This window comes from Desulforamulus aeronauticus DSM 10349 (assembly GCF_900142375.1).
GTDB lineage: Bacteria > Bacillota > Desulfotomaculia > Desulfotomaculales > Desulfotomaculaceae > Desulfotomaculum > Desulfotomaculum aeronauticum.
In genome coordinates, this window is sequence record NZ_FRAR01000015.1 from 99,249 (window position 1) to 114,146 (window position 14,898).

Here is a 14,898-nt window from a genome sequence, read left to right on the forward strand (position 1 = left end):
CTAGGAGGAACTCTCTAATGTTTGGACTCAGCACAGACATAGGCATAGATCTCGGTACCGCCAGTATTCTGGTCTATGTCAAAGGAAAAGGAATCGTACTCAACGAACCCTCAGTGGTAGCCATAAACAAAGATACCGGCCGCATCATCGCAGTAGGTGAAGAAGCCCGCCGTATGCTGGGCCGCACCCCCGGCAATATCGTAGCCACCCGTCCCTTACGGGAAGGTGTCATCGCGGACTACGATGTCACCGAAAAAATGCTCAAATACTTCATTAATAAAGCTAACGGCAAACGCTGGTTCTTCCGCCCTCGGGTGATGGTTTGCATCCCCTCCGGCGTTACCGGCGTAGAAGAACGCGCCGTTCGCCAAGCTGCCATCCAGGCCGGTGCCCGGGCCGCTCACCTCATCGAAGAACCCCTGGCCGCAGCCTTGGGAGCTGGCATCGATATCTCCGAACCCAGCGGCTCCATGGTGGTGGACATCGGCGGTGGTACCTCCGATGTAGCGGTACTCTCCCTGGGCGGTATTGTCTGCAGCCGCTCTATTCGCGTTGGGGGTGATAAATTCGACGAAGCCATCGTACGCTATATAAGGAAAGAATTCAGCCTCATGATTGGCGAACGCACCGGCGAAGAAATCAAAGTAGAAATTGCCACCGCCTTCCCGCAGAAGACACCGGAACGCACCACCCAAATCCGTGGCCGTGACCTGGTAACCGGCTTACCCAAAGCAGTTACCGTCAGCAGCCACCAGGTCTACCAGGCCATTGAAGAACCTTTGGAAGCTGTAGTCGGTGCCGTAAAGGAGGTTCTGGAAATGACTCCCCCGGAACTGGCGGCGGATATTGTGAATAAAGGTATCGTTATGACCGGCGGCGGAGCGTTGCTCCACGGGTTAGATACCCTTATTTCGGAAGAAACTGGCTTACCCGTTTATATAGCCGATGATGCTATTTCCTGCGTGGCCAGTGGGACTGGGAAGGCTTTGGCAATGATGAATATACTGCCGAAACCAAAGAGTAGTAAGCTTTTTAAAAAGGTAGTTGGATAAATAAGTAAAAATCATTTGTGTTTCCGGAGCCTCCCTTTTTAGTTACATACAAATAGGCCATTTAATTAATACAAAGGAGGAACCAAAATGAAGAGAATTATTGGCTTTACTTTAATGGTACTGATGTTAGTTGTGTTTTCTTTGCCTGCTTTTGCTGACACAACAGTAAATGTTGACGGTAAGACCTCAATTTTACCTACAATTAATCATCAAGATCGTGTCCTTATCCCCCTACGAGACTCGGCAAACTTGTTGGGTGCTGAGGTAACCTATTTGTCAGACGTTCAGCTAGCTTTTATCAAAAAAAATGACATTGAATTAAGAATTAAAATGGGTGACGCCTTATCCTACCTAAACAATAAAGAGATATCTTCCGGAGTCCCTCCGGTTGTTGTAGAAGGAAAAGCCTATGTGCCACTCCGTTTCCTGGCTGAATCACTGAATTATGAGGTAAGTTATACTGAGGGACTGGTTCAACTAGAAAGTAAACCCCTGGCAAAAATTCACTTCATAGATGTAGGTTTTGGGGATGCCATTTATATTCAACTGCTTAATGATAAAAACATTCTAATAGATGCCGGAGATAAAAGAGGTGGCGGTACCGTAGCAACATACCTGAGGAATCAAGGTGTCAAAGAAATTGATCTGGTAGTTGCAACGAAAACAGCCAGCGAACATATGGGGGGGCTGGCTTCAGTATTCCGTTCCTTCAAGGTGAAGCAAGTTATTGATACAAATACAGCCAGTACCGGGGATTTCTATAAAGAATATAAAGAGGAACTCAGTAAATATAAAATCCCCTGTGAACCGGCGAATAAGCAAACCTTTGAGATGAGTGGAGTAACATTCTCTATATTAAGTACGTATGGTCAAATGATTAACCAGGATCCTCCTACCAAAACGATTGTGTCCTCTTTAACCGTAGGAAACCAAAATATTCTCTTTATGTCAGATAGGACCGGGCAAAGGGAAGTCTCTGATCTGCCAAGCCATACTTTTAAGATCTTAAAAGTTTCTGATCACGCCGGAATAGATTCGACCAGCCAGCAACTATTAAACTTAGTTAAACCAGAAGTGGCTATAGTAACTTCGGATCAGAGTGTACCGGGTTATCCCAAGGGAACGGTTCTTCAACGAATTAGTGATACTGGAGCTAAATTATACAGTACAGGTACTAACGGAAACATCGTTGTCGAGACCAATGGTCAAACCTATAAGGTTATTGCGGAGAATAATCAACAGATTGAAATAGTACCTGAGAAAGAACATGACTTTCATATTATTACAGGATTAGAATACAGTGATTACCTTGGTGACAAAAGAACTAACCTATATCATCACCCTGCTTGTGAAGAAGCAAAGCAAATACCGCAGGAAGACAGAATATGGTTTTTAGATAAGATTCAAGCTGAAGAAAACGGATTTACTCCAGATGAATTATGTAGGCCCGAATAAAAAAATAAAAAAACTATTTTTTTAGGGAACTTTATAGAAATCCTTCGCGTCTATACCTGTGAAAGCAATAAAGGGTATAACAGAGAAGAAATGTAAACTCTGTTATCTGGGTGGAAATCAGGGTTACCACCTAAAAATACATCCCTGAGTAATTATTGAAACAAAAATTAGGAGGGAAATTACTTGAAAAAGACCAGAAAAGTAGTATCAACTTTAGTAGCAGTTTCTCTGGTAGGTGGCTTAATGCTTCCTGTAGCTGGACCAGCATTTGCTTACTCCAAGAACAGTGTAGACAAAGTAATTAGCATTGCCAATGATAATGAAACTGTGCAAGTGGGTCAAATCACTATACGGGAAGACAAAGACTATGGCGACCATTTTAAAGCCGGGGATTCTTTCCAATTAGTACTTCCCAGTGGAGTAAAATGGTCCGATAAAACCGGTGAAACAGCAGTTGGTTCTTGGGTTTATAATGATAAGGCTGCTAGTAACACAGGGGATGACCAAGTACTTATAAACCCCATAAGTGACCAAAAACTGGAAATCACCATGCCTGAAAACATTAACAATAGTGATGCTTCCATAGTTGACCAAATTATTTTAAAGAACCTATACATTAAAGCTGATTCAGGTGTTACTGGGGACATTAAGGTTAAAATTGATCCTAGAGAGTCTGGTGTATCCCAACAAGAATTAGTAATTGCTCGTGCTGCTGACGGGGACACCGTTACTATCGTTGAAGACGTAGAAACCATAGGCGATAGTGGCTTTGGTGGTACCTTTGCAGTTGAAGAGTCCGCAGTTAAATCCATGGGTGATGGTTCACAAGTTGTTAAAGTTAAACTTCCTTCTGACTTTGAATGGGCACTAACTGGAGATTATGCAACCGTTGTAACATTATCCGGTGGTTTTGCGGGCATGACCCAAAATGTTAGTGGTGGTGACGGAACCTACAGTTTTGATGCTGATGGTAGAACTCTTACTATTAAATTAGATCCTCTGTCTACCCGTAAAAATAACCAGCGTGGCGTAATTAACGTTAAACCTGGTATTAAAGCTAAGAAAGATGCTAAGTATGGCGAAGTAACCATTGATGTATCTGGGGATAAAGTTACCGATTTCGATGGTGTAATTGCTAAATATGCTGACTTTGGTGTCGATGTAACAATTAAAGAAGTTAAAGAACTTATGGCAGGTCGCTTTGATGAAGAAACTGAAAAAGTAACCATCGAAGAAAGCGTACCTAATACTATGGTTGATGGACGCAAGTTCCGTGTAGAATTCCCGTCTTGGGTTAAGGTGTCTGGAGTTAATGTTTCTACCCCTGGCTTCTTAGATAATAGCACTATAGATATTGATGACAACGTTGTTGAATGGCAGGTTAAAACAACTAACAGTTCTTCTACCGTTAAGGCAGAAATGAAATTCAAACTCTCTATTCAAGGAGATAAGTCTGGGGATATTACTGCCGTTATTTCCGGTAAGTCCGGCGCTACTGGTGAAATTGTTGTAGCTAAGGCTGTTACACCTGTTAGCATAGCATCTGAAAAGGCTCAACTTAAGATTGGTGTTAAGAACCAAGCTCTGAAAGACATTATTATTACTGAAAACAAATCAGAAGCTATTGCTGAAAAGGATGCCTATAATAAAAACAAGGCTGAACTTGTAGTCAAACTGCCTGACAATGTAAATTGGAACGACTACAAAGTAGAAGTTATCGAAGGTAACCTGGAAATCGAGGAAGATTCTGTCGATACAGGTTCAACTGACAACATTTTAGTTATTCCTATCAAGAGTGATTCCAGCAAAGCTTCTAAGATCAAGATCTCCGGCATCACTGTAGACCTGGATCGTACAGTTGCTGAGGGCGATATTGTTGCTAAGGTTCAAGGTAGTGCAGTAGCTCAAAACGATAAGTCTGCTCTAGGATGGGACACCGAAGATGGTGATGGTGCTCAAAAAGATTCTAAAGGCGATGTAACTGGTAAAACCGAAACCTTAGATGATTGCGAATTCAACGTAAGTACTGTTGCTAGCACAGTAGTAGCAACCGTTGTAACCCCCGCTCCCGAAGCTGGCACTGCTACCTTTAACATTGGCTCCACCATTTACACTGCTGGTGGTGTAACCAAGGTTATGGATGCTGCTCCTTACATTAAGGATGGCCGTACCTATGTACCTGTTCGTTACCTGGCTCTGGCTCTGGGTGTAGCTGAAACCGATATCGGTTTTGAAAATGGTGTGGTAACTCTGAAGAAAGGTGCTGACACTGTTACACTGACCATTGGTAGCACCACTCTGATGCAGAACGATACCACCGTAACCATGGACGTAGCTCCTGAAGTTGTAAACGGCCGCACCATGTTGCCCGCTCGCTTCGTAGCTGAAGCTTTCGGTGCAATTGTAGGCTTTGCTAACGGTCAGGTTGTTATCTCCAATTAATTAACTTAACCAAATAATTAGTTGTCCAGAAAGCCCGGGCCCAAGGCTCGGGCTTTCATTAATCATTAAAGGGGGCCTTGCAGTTGACTAAGAAAATGTTAACGGTAGTGGTTACCGTTCTACTGCTTTTGCTCCAATCTCTTCCTGCAATGGCAGAACAGAGTGCAGAAGAACTGAGTCTTAATCAGGCATTACAAAAAGCCCTTACTAGAAGCATAGCGTTACGTAATACTCAGCTAGATATAGATAAGCTAGAAATATCCAGAGATAATGCGAGTTTTAATATGAATGGAATCGTGTCCGGTTATAATATACTGGAGGACTCCATCATGGCTACTCACAAGACGTTTTTTGAGGCCGATATTAACTATCGACTTTCTGAAAAAAGATTGGATGAACAAAAGAAACAAATAAAAGCTGAAGTTACAGGCTATTACTATTCTATATTGCTTGCGGAGCAGGATTTTAACATTGCTAAGGAAAAATTTGCTCTTGATATGATAAAGAATTCGCAAGTTGCTTCGAAATATAAAGTTGGTATGGCAACACAGCTTGAATTGCTAACCAGTGAAAATCAATTAAAAGAAGATAAGAAAGATATAGAAGAAAAGACAAATGCCTTAACAAAAGCCTATACTGCTTTTAATAAGGCCATTGGTAATGAGCAAAACGCTAGGCCTGTGCTGATTGACAAGATCAACTATACGCCTGTAGAAGAGTTAGATGTTGAAACAATGGTTCTCAAAGCTGTTAACAACTCCTATGAAGTATGGGCGCAACAGGAGAAGGCGAAAAAAGCTAGCTACGTGAAGTATTATGAGACTTTCTATGATATAGGCGACTATAATGAAGCTCAAGAGAAGAACACTCTTGCTGATACAAAAGAAGCTATTCGTTTGCAGGCCAGAGGTTATTGTCTTGACATCATTGATAACCAAAAAAATTACGCTCAATATGAAATTAAGGAAAAGCAGCTTGAAGAAAGTCTAAAAATGGCAACAGTGAAATATGAAGTTGGCCTAGCAACAAAAGATGAGCTAGATACTATTAAGCTAGGCCTGAATCAAACTAAACTGGCAAAAGATTCATCGGCTGTGACCCAGGTTACGTCATTGTTAAAGCTGCAAAGGTTAACCGGTGACCTTTCACCTACCATATAAAGACCACCCTAATGGGTGGTCTTTCCATTTTTTGTATTGTTATATGGCTTGGCATTTAGTAATATAAAAGTAAAAAATGGGGAGGAAATCAAAATTGAAAAGAGGTATTAGGTTATTACTGGCTTCATTGTTTTTACTACTACTAACACCGTTTTCGGCCTTCGCAGGAATTATAGTTATGGTTGATGGGACACCTTTGGATAGCCAAAGCGAACCTGTCATTATTTCCGGAAAATTAATGGTTCCAATGAGAAGTATTTTTGAGCGATTGGGAGCTGAAGTCAAATACGAAAACGGAAGCATTAGTGCTTTATTAGGCCAAAAAGAAATAAAACTAACCATTAATCAGTTACAGTGTAAAATTAACAATCGACCTGGCTTACTGCCTGTAGCCCCTGTAATACATAATGGAAAAACTATGCTGCCTCTTAGGTTTGTTAGTCAATCGTTAAATGCTGATGTAGATTACTTAAATGAGCACCAATTAGTACTAATTACATCGCCTAATTATAAAAGTAGTTCCTCTTCAACTGATAGGGAATTGGCAGCAGCTATTAAACAGTACAGCATTTATAAGAATACAGTTATGACCAATGAAAGATTTATTGCGCTTTTTAATAGTAATAAACAAGTCATATTAGAAGATATAGATTTATTAAAAAAATACAATACACTAATAAAAGGGTTTGTTCAAAGTGATGACTCTCGGGTGATGAATGTAGTAATAGAAAATATAAACCAACTTAAAGATCTTAACCAACAAATTAATCAAGATATACAAAGTTTATCAAAGGGTACTTTGACTAACCAGCTTAGTAAGGATTTGAAAGAATACTATACATCATTATCGTATTTATATACACTTCTTATTGACGAAAAGAAAATAAGCTCAATAGCTAAAGAAAAACTGCAAGCAGTTTTAATAGCGGAGCAAACAGTTATAGCGGATTTGACAAATATTGAACAAACCATCAATAAGCAACTTAGCTATGGCAGGAGTGGGGTGCAATAAGGTTAAAGACGCTGTAATATAGCGTCTTTAACCTTATTGGGAAAAAATACTCTCTGAAGAATTTATCTATAAATATAGCTATTATGATATAATAAACTTCGAGTAAAAATACAGGGGGTTTATATAGAAATGAGTGTTAACTTAAGGCTTTCTCTTCACCGGGACGAAGTATTTAAGAAATCTGAAATAGAAAAAAATATGATGCTGCAGGAAATTTCTGAACTTCCAGAGATATCGGATGGACAAGTCTGTATTGATGCAATCTACTCAGTAAATTGGGAAGATAAAATAGAAATTGGCTTTTATCTAAGAAATGCAACCGCTACAACAATTGTCATTAATCAAACTCCCTTAAAATTATTTAACCCCCAGGGGGAGCAATTAACCGAGCAAGTTATTGATCTGAGTCAAATGGATGAGATACCCCCTTATAGCGTTCGACCTTGGAAAATATATTTTAATAAAGAAGACAATCTAAACCTAACTGGAATCATAAGTGATTTAAAGTTGACCTTTGGAGATCTTGGCAATCAAACGCCTTATGTTAAAGTAGTTGAAGATAAAAATCCCGAACCACTTACACCAGAGCAATTAAATCATTTAGGTCAAGTACTTAAAACATTACCTCCAGTTGAGAAGGATCAAGTTAGCCTAAGTTTATTTGAGATGGAGCAAATTGAAAATGGATCTATTAAGGTGACCTTGATAATAAGGCAGGGATTTGCAAAACCTGCTTCTCTACCTAGATTTAAAATTGGTCTGTTAAACAGCAACAATATTTTAGTAGCAAAGGCTGCCTTTGAAATTGAGCCATTTGTCTTGGAACCAGAAATGTTCTTCCTAAGAACATTTACATTCCCGGAATATACTATTTTTGAAAAAGATATTGACCTGGATGACTTATCAATAGTATTTTTATAAAAAATAACCCTGTGATAACTGTCACAGGGTTTTAATTTGAGTTTTGTGAATCAAATAGTAAGGGGAGAGGAAAAATACTTTTATTAAAGATATAATAAAAAGGAAAAATGTACAAAAATATTGTATAATCAATAGTTAGTATAATTAAAAAGGGGTGTCCTTAATTGGAATTATTTAAGTCATTAGAAGATAAGATTACCTATGTTGAGACGTTGACAGCATTAGCCACGGCAAATGAAAAGATAACCGAATCCCAAAAGTTAGTAGTTTATAACATAGCAAGAAACTACAACATACCGGAAGAGTATGTTGATAGAATATGGGAAAAAGTACGTCGCAAATATAGCTTAGCAGAAATACTTGCTCCAATGCTAACTCAAGATTCAAATATAAAATTACTCCTTATTCAGGAATTAATTATGATATTCATTGTGAGTAATAAATATCTAGAGCATAAAAGTATGCTCAGAGAACTATGTCAAACGTTAAATATTGATATTAAACTGGAAGATATAAAAAATCACGTATTACAGGCACTTAAAGAAAGAGAACAGTCTTTAAAACACTAGTGAAATAGAAAAAAGTGGTGCTAAGTTTGAAGTTTAACTAAACATATTACAGAATCCCTGCCAACTGAAACCTGGTAAGGGATTTTTTTATAAGTAAAACCACCTAGATATTGGTATTGAAAGAAATCAATTGACCTGCCCCCAGGTTTTGTACCACAGGGAATGTTAGTCACGAAACAATAATATTAAAAATGGATATATTGTCGATTTTTGCAAGCACAAGAAACTAAGAATAATAAAAGGGATATTGTAATTAATTGTAGAATAAAAAATGTATAATAATAAAAGGTTAAAGAACGGTATCAAGGAGAATCGTTATGGAAAATGCAAAGGCACTGCCGTTACGGGACAGGATTAACTTAGAGACAGAGAGTTTTTTTCAACAAATAGCATTTGGGGGATTCTGTTTTCTTTTGTTTATATCTCCTTTTTTTAGTGGGCTCTTTTTTCCCGAAGATCAAAGAATTGCGCTGTTATATGCGACAATAATATTCTTATTTACCTCAATCATTAGTTTTCAACTGAAAACACATCGTTTCTTTTCCCATCAGTTAGATTACCTGATTTTAGGGCTGCCAATCGTTTATCTAATAGCGACATTTACAGCCGCTAATTATGCCTTATCCATAGACGAAGTAGTGGAAAACCTATTATATTTTCTTATGTTTTGGTCGGCGGTTCGACTAATTCGTACACCGATACATATACAAAAAATCTTTACGGTATTGTTCTTTGCAGCGATTTTTGTGTCCCTGGTCGGCCTCTTCACAGCGTCGGGTTGGTTAGATATTAAGAGCGGTTTTATTACTAGCGACGGTGGTACCATAGCCTCTACCTTTCAATACAAAAACACCTTAGCATCCTTTTTAACTGCAATAATACTTATTGGTTTTTATCTAAGACAAATTCAGGAGAAGCAGGTTAACCAGATACTTGTCACTCTGGGTAATTTTATTTTGTTGCTAGTTCTTTTCTCTACCCAATCCCACGGAGGATACATGGTTTATGCAATTTTTATAGCATTACTGTGGTTTCTCTCGCCAGCAGAAAAACGATTAGATTTGATAATTATCTCTCTGCTATTATCATTGATAGGATTGGTAGGCAGCAAACTATTTCTTGCAAATATTGCAGCACAAAATAGCTTTAAGGCTTGGCTATATATTGGACTTGGCGTAATAGTTGTAACTTTTGCTCAATGGGCAGTAATGAAGTGCATAAAGAGGGATAAGCAAATTCTAGTTTCCTTAAAGCATCTGTTAATTTTAGCTTTAATCGCTGGGGTTGCGATTTCAATAGTTATGAGTTATATGGGGGTATTTCGACTACTCTTAGAGAAGCTTCACATGCTTGGTGCCATGGAACGTCTAACTATGTATGAAGACGGACTAAGGATGATTAAAGAAAGACCCTTTACTGGTTGGGGCGGTGGTGGTTGGCCTGAAGCCTATAGCGTTTTTCAGAGTTATGGTTACACAGTAAGACAGACACACAGTTATTTTCTACAATTAGCTATTGAAACAGGCCTATTAGGATTAACTTTAGTTATATCGATCTGGGGGTTATTCTTAGTAAAAGCCTATAAAGCTTATAGAACCTTTAGGAAAAATGCTGAACTTCAGGCCCTTACAGCTACCCTAATAGGCTCTGTCTTAGCAATAATTTCACACGCAGTTTTTGACTTTGATTTGTCTTTAGCTGCTTTGACGATGACTATGTTAACATTAATGGCTTGCCTAGTCAGTCTAGACCGATATTCTGATGCTGGTGAAGACAATAAGTTAAATACAGGCAATATTTATTCCGGCAGCACCTTGGCAGTTTCAATAATCGCATCATTAGTAATATTTGCCGGAGGTCTAATGCTAATATCTTCTGAGAATTTAACATCAGCAGCAGTTGAGGCAATTAATACAGGAGATGGCAAAGAAGCTATACGATTAACGAAAAGTGCCATTACAATGAACCCACTAAGATCAGAGAACTATGGTTTGGCAGCTCAGTTATACGCTGGATATCAAAATAAAGAGGAATCAGTAAAAAATGCTGAATTAGCAGTTAGTATGGCAAAATATAATCCAGACAGATATCTAGAGCTTGCTAATATATATTTATATACCAAACAATCAACAAAAGCTGTTGCTGTAGCACAAAAAGCAATAGAGTTAACACCATTAAAGTTACCGTATTATGAGAGATATTCAGATATTGTTATCTCCGCATCTATTAATGACTTAAGAACCGGAAATCGTAATGAGGCATTACATTATTCAAATGAAATACTTTCAATCCCATCTATTATAGATGAAACACTTAGTAAATTAGATTCGGATAAGAAGAAGCTTTGGATGTCGATAGGTGCCCAGCCACTGGTGATATCAGATAAAATAAGGCTGAACATGGGTATTGCTTATTTAATACATGGAAACCTCGACCAGGCAATAGTTATGATAGATCAAGCCGCCAAGAACCAGGAAGTACAAAAAACGGCAGTTCTCTGGCAAGCATTAGTTGCCCAAAAACAAGGTGATGTAGAGAAAGCCGAAGCATTATTAAACTCGGAACAGAAGAATAACTCTAATATTAAAAAACAATTTGAAGAAATGGCAAAGTTAATTTAAAGCATAAAGATTAGTTCTAGGACAATAATGCACTAGTCAATTAGAAAAAAAATTCGAAACATTGCTTAAGATTGAAGGCGTGATAAACTAAAGATTTATCAAGGAGGGTAAGTATGTTTGGTGGACCAGCAGTAAAGCATTCAGAAACTGTACCATTGCAATACCAGCCTGACATGTCAAACGCAATGGCGTCAACCAGAAGTATACTGGCCATTCCGCTGCTTATTGTACTAGATGGCCTGGCAATTGGTATTAGCTTACTGATGGCCTACGTTATTAGAATCTACGCTTTACCAGAACTATTTCCTGGCTATTTCAAGCCTGAACTATTAGCAGATACCATTCAAAATATCTGGTGGCTACCATTAGTGTTAATCTCTTGCATGGCCTACGAAGACCTATACCAAAAAAGGATACCCTTTTGGAAAGAGGTAGAAAAAACGCTTAAAGCCTGTAGCTTAGCACTGATATTCTCAATATCATTGTTATATCTGGCCAAAATGACTGGGGAAATATCACGTACCCTAATTATGATTACCTGGTTTTTTTCGATTGTATTTATTCCATCTTTCAGATACTACGGTAAATTATTGCTAATAAAACTAAATATCTGGAACAAATCAGTATTTATCTTCGGTGCAGGAGCAACTGGCGAGTTAATTTTAAAGGCATTAGCCCGTGAACAAACAATGGGATATGAAATTGTTGGTTTTTTGGATGATAATAAAAAGCTTAGTCAAATCACTCATCCTTTGAATGGCCGTGTAATACCGGTTCTGGGTGCCTTTGAAGAGGCAGAGAGAATTATCTCCAGCTATAAAGTAAGTGAAGTCATTGTAGCGGCTCCCGGTATGCCTGCAAAACAGCTGGTTGAACTTACAAACAGGCTTCAACCAATGGTAAGTAATGTTATGTTAGTTCCAGATCTATTTGGTCTGTCTATGAATGGGATTGAAGTGGAGTATTTCTTTGATGAACAGGCACTGTTACTTAACGTAAGGAACCAGTTAAAATCAACTTTAAATAGAAGTGTTAAGCGCGCGTTTGATTTAGTAGTGGGTCTCCTGCTATTGCTACTATGTACTCCCTTTTTGTTACTTATGGCGATGGCAATAAGATTTGATTCCAATGGACCAGCTTTTTTTGCGCAAGAGAGATTAGGACAAGATGGTACTACTTTTGTTTGTTATAAATTCAGAACCATGTTTCTCAATGGGGATAGACTATTAAAAAGGTATCTATCATCTAATGAGCTAGCCAAGGAAGAGTGGGAAACCTATAACAAGTTAAGGGAACATGACCCCCGAGTTACTAGGGTGGGTTCGATCTTAAGAAGATTTAGCATTGATGAACTACCACAACTGCTCAATGTCATTATCGGGGATATGAGTCTGGTAGGCCCTCGGCCATACCTGCCTAGGGAGAGAAAACAAATGGCAACCTGGGCTCACGATATTCATGTAGCAAAACCGGGGATTACCGGACTCTGGCAGGTAAGCGGGCGCAATGAAATAGAGTTTGAAGGTAGGTTGAAATTAGATACCTGGTATGTTAGAAATTGGTCGATGTGGCTGGATATTGTTCTTCTATTAAAAACATTTAAGGTAGTTTTAAAACGTGAGGGAGCCTATTAGACTAAAAGGTGTGTAAAAATGATAGAACAAAAGGATCCAGATGTAAGCTTAATAATAGTTACCTATAATGCGGAAGAATTTATTGCTGATTGTCTACTTTCAGTTAAAGAGCAAAGCTACTCCAGTCTGGAGATACTTATAGTAGATAACAACTCGCAGGATAAAACCACGGAGATAATTGAGACGTATTTTCCTTTTGTTAAGTTGATCAAGTCCCATATAAACTTAGGCTTCACAGGTGGGGTTCAGCTTGGTTTTGAGAATTCAAAGGGTAAGTACATTGCATTGTTAAACCCCGATACACGGGCAGAAAAAAAATGGTTAGAAAACTTGGTATCAGCCATGGATATAGATGCTTATTGTGGTATATGTGCTTCGTTAATGTTAAAGTGGGGAACCCAACTAGTCGATACAGCAGGAGATGGATGCACAAGAGCAGGAAAGGGTTATAAGTTAGGACATAATGAGTTAGCAAGTAATCATCAAGAAACCAGAGAAATATTTGCTGCTTGTGGTGGAGCGGCATTGTACCGGCGAAAAATGCTTGATGAAATAGGATTTTTTGACCCGGATTTTTTTCTGCTACATGAAGATACCGACCTGAGCTTTAGGGCTCAACTTGCTGGATGGAAGTGTAGCTATATTTCCGCTGCAGTAGTTGAGCATAGGGTTAGTGCATCAATAGGATATAAAACATCCTTGGCAGTATACCATTCTGTTAAAAACTCGGATATTGTTTGGTTAAAGAACATGCCAGGATTACTTTTATGCGGTACGATTTTTGAAAAAATAGCAAGTGATATTGCCTCGTTAATATACTTGGGAATTATACATCGAAAAATGATCGATGTTTTAAAAGCAAAAATTTATGTGGTTAAAAACATATTTAAAATATTAGACAAAAGAAGGAAAATTCAAAGGGGAAAAAAGGTTAGTAACAAGCAAATATATCAACTTTTAACCCCCTTTCTATCAGTAAATTATCTAAAGAAAATATGGAAAGAGAAAAATAACGAGCTAAAAAATTTTTCCCAAAGCGGGGGTGGCTCTAATAAAGCTAGTGATATCGGTAATAATACCAACTCTTAATGGAGCTAAAGAACTTCCTAAACTTCTTGAACAGCTAACATTACAGACTACAAAAGTACAAGAGATTATTATTATAGATTCGGAATCAGTGGATAAGACACTCCAAGTGGCCAAAAGCTATGGCGCAAAGATACTAAACGTTTCTAGAGATAATTTTGATCACGGTGGAACCAGAAACCTAGCTGCAACGAAGGCCACAGGAGATATAATAGTATTTATGACTCAAGATGCTGTTCCGGCTAATAAAGAAACTATTGGTAAATTAATAGAACCCTTGGCGGAACAGGGTATCATTGTGTCCTATGCTAGGCAGTTGCCGAAGACAGGGACAAAAACAACAGACAAATTTCTCCGGCAATATAACTACCCTGCTAGCAGTAAGGTAAAATCAAAAGAAGATATTCCAGCTCTGGGCATTGGAACTTTTCAAAATAGCAACGTTTGTGCCGCTTACCAGCGAACAGAATTTGAAAAGCTCGGTGGATTTCCACAATCGATTGTATCCAATGAAGATATGTTGTTTGCAGCCCGAGTCATAATGGCTGGCTATAAAGTAGCTTATACGGCAGAAGCGATGGTACTTCATTCTCATAACTATAGCTGTTGGCAATTATTTAAACGTTACTTTGATATTGGGGCGTCGCTGAATAACGCACCTTTCATTAAACAGCTAGGAAAAGCGGAAACCAAAGGACTCGACTTTTTATCTAAACAGTTAAAATATGTATATACAGAAAGCGACTTGCCGTCTGTTCCAACTGTTTTTTTGGAGGCTTTCTGTAAGTATGCAGGTTTTAAATTAGGAGAAAACCATCGTCTGCTCCCAAAGGCTTTTAAAAAATACTTGGGATTACACAGGGGTTATTGGAGCAGAGTTAGCAACATTCTGTAGGGGGCGTGCTCCTCAATGCCATTAGCTTTAGCACAAACAACAAGGAAATAG

The 14,898-nt window shown here is 38.5% G+C and carries 11 protein-coding genes; all 11 read left to right on the forward strand.

From position 1 onward, the window contains the following. Positions 1-17: 17 nt before the first annotated feature. Positions 18-1,052, forward strand: a complete 1,035-nt coding sequence (gene mreB / locus BUA78_RS10400; RefSeq protein WP_072914103.1) for a rod shape-determining protein — start codon at positions 18-20, stop codon at positions 1,050-1,052. Positions 1,053-1,139: 87 nt separating this feature from the next. Continuing rightward, a complete protein-coding gene (locus BUA78_RS10405; protein ID WP_072914106.1) occupies positions 1,140-2,507 on the forward strand; it encodes a stalk domain-containing protein in 1,368 nt (455 codons plus the stop codon). Positions 2,508-2,690: 183 nt separating this feature from the next. After that, positions 2,691-4,949 carry a stalk domain-containing protein gene (locus BUA78_RS10410; RefSeq protein ID WP_072914108.1) on the forward strand — a complete coding sequence of 753 codons (2,259 nt, stop codon included), beginning with the start codon at positions 2,691-2,693 and terminating at the stop codon, positions 4,947-4,949. An 83-nt stretch (positions 4,950-5,032) separates the two neighbouring features. After that, on the forward strand, positions 5,033-6,109 hold the full coding sequence (locus BUA78_RS10415; protein ID WP_072914111.1) for a TolC family protein: 1,077 nt from the start codon (positions 5,033-5,035) through the stop codon (positions 6,107-6,109). Positions 6,110-6,203: 94 nt separating this feature from the next. Continuing rightward, entirely contained in the window at positions 6,204-7,121 is a 918-nt protein-coding gene (locus tag BUA78_RS10420; protein WP_072914112.1) for a copper amine oxidase N-terminal domain-containing protein, read from the forward strand. Positions 7,122-7,250: 129 nt separating this feature from the next. Beyond that, positions 7,251-8,042: an SLAP domain-containing protein gene (locus BUA78_RS10425; protein WP_072914115.1), complete on the forward strand. Its 792-nt coding sequence runs from the start codon at positions 7,251-7,253 to the stop codon at positions 8,040-8,042. Positions 8,043-8,206: 164 nt separating this feature from the next. Next, positions 8,207-8,611 carry a hypothetical protein gene (locus BUA78_RS10430; protein WP_072914117.1) on the forward strand — a complete coding sequence of 135 codons (405 nt, stop codon included), beginning with the start codon at positions 8,207-8,209 and terminating at the stop codon, positions 8,609-8,611. Between the two features lie 317 nt (positions 8,612-8,928). Continuing rightward, on the forward strand, positions 8,929-11,232 hold the full coding sequence (locus tag BUA78_RS10435) for an O-antigen ligase family protein (protein ID WP_072914120.1): 2,304 nt from the start codon (positions 8,929-8,931) through the stop codon (positions 11,230-11,232). A gap of 113 nt (positions 11,233-11,345) precedes the next feature. Next, a complete protein-coding gene (wbaP, locus tag BUA78_RS10440; RefSeq protein ID WP_072914123.1) occupies positions 11,346-12,866 on the forward strand; it encodes an undecaprenyl-phosphate galactose phosphotransferase WbaP in 1,521 nt (506 codons plus the stop codon). A gap of 18 nt (positions 12,867-12,884) precedes the next feature. Beyond that, positions 12,885-13,955, forward strand: coding sequence for a glycosyltransferase family 2 protein (locus tag BUA78_RS10445; protein WP_072914125.1), 1,071 nt, complete (start codon positions 12,885-12,887; stop codon positions 13,953-13,955). Next, on the forward strand, positions 13,927-14,847 hold the full coding sequence (locus BUA78_RS10450; protein ID WP_238456791.1) for a glycosyltransferase family 2 protein: 921 nt from the start codon (positions 13,927-13,929) through the stop codon (positions 14,845-14,847). The genes BUA78_RS10445 and BUA78_RS10450 overlap by 29 nt, the downstream gene beginning before the upstream one ends. Positions 14,848-14,898 lie beyond the last annotated feature (51 nt).